Below are 874 nucleotides of genomic sequence, written 5' to 3' on the forward strand. Positions count from 1 at the left end.
GGGCCAGCATTATCGCGGCACCGGGCATCCCCCAGCTGAGCGCATCCAGGTAGCCGCTGACCATGGGCCGAATGGCCGGGTCCACGTCCATCCATACCAGCACCGGGGCAATGCTGCGCAGGATCAGCGCACACAGGACACCCAGCCCCAGGCCCAACCAGAGCCCCTGCTGGGCGAGGGGGTTGATGCGATGATAAGCTTCGCCGCCCAGATGCCGCGACAGCACCGGGGTGGCGCTCATCAGCACGCCGGTCATGAACAGGAACAGGGGCACCCAGATACTGGCGCCCACGGCCACCGCGGCCAGGTCATTGGCGCTGACTCGCCCGGCCATCATGGTGTCCACAAAGCCGTTGGCCGTCTGCGCCAGTTGCCCACCCAGAATCGGCAGTGCGAGGGTGAGTTGGGCGGCGAGTTCCTGACGGCGGGATAACATAGGCAAGTGCTACTGTTGTAAACGGAACGGTGTGGTGAACGAAATAGATCAGAATCAGGTTCAGACGAAGGCGGCTACCATACCGCAAAGCGCTTCACAGGGGTACGTCAGTGGTGAACTGGAGCGCCTGTTTCGGGCGACTTTTTTCGATTCCCACCACACCGTGCTGGTAGGCGGTGCCAGTGAACCGGTTTACCTGCCAGGCCGTCCCCACCAAATTTGCTATACCCGCGATTATTTTCGCAGTGCCCTGCACGAAATCGCCCACTGGTGCGTAGCCGGTCCGGCACGCCGCGAGCAGGAAGATTACGGTTACTGGTATGCACCGGATGGGCGCAGTGCGGATCAGCAGGCGGAGTTCAGCCGGGTGGAAGTCTATCCTCAGGCTTTGGAAGCGCTTTTCTGTGCCGCTTGTGGGCATGATTTTCGGGTGTCGCT

Annotated in this window: 2 protein-coding genes; one reads left to right on the top strand and one right to left on the bottom strand. The window is 61.9% G+C overall.

The window, feature by feature from the left end:
* The coding region (locus A3754_RS21180; protein ID WP_255363149.1) for an MATE family efflux transporter at positions 1-436 on the bottom strand (436 nt) is incomplete at its 3' end.
* Between the two features lie 34 nt (positions 437-470).
* Between A3754_RS21180 and A3754_RS21185 the strand changes: the two genes are divergently transcribed.
* The coding region (locus A3754_RS21185) for an elongation factor P hydroxylase (protein ID WP_369817637.1) at positions 471-874 on the top strand (404 nt) is incomplete at its 3' end.

It is taken from the genome of Alcanivorax sp. HI0083 (genome assembly GCF_001635175.1).